General features: G+C 64.6%; 1 pseudogene. It reads left to right on the forward strand.

The window, feature by feature from the left end:
* Window positions 1-254, forward strand: a pseudogene (locus HMPREF2924_RS08210) (hypothetical protein); the annotation flags it as partial.

Below are 254 nucleotides of genomic sequence, written 5' to 3' on the forward strand. Positions count from 1 at the left end.
GACAACTTCGAGCAGACCGTCCTCGATCACATCGGCGCCACCCAGTTCCTTTCGCGGTCGACCGGACTCTGGACGCTGCGGCTGATCCGTGACGACTACGACGTCGCGACGTTGCCGGTATTCGACGAGGACAGCGGGCTGCTCGGGATCGACGAAGACAGCATCACCGCGCTCGACGGCACGGCGAACCAGTTCGTCGTCGTGTGGCACGACCCGATCACCAACACCGACCGGCGTGCCCGTGCGAAGAATGC

Source organism: Pseudomonas sp. HMSC063H08 (genome assembly GCF_001813645.1).
Lineage (GTDB): Bacteria > Pseudomonadota > Gammaproteobacteria > Pseudomonadales > Pseudomonadaceae > Pseudomonas > Pseudomonas aeruginosa.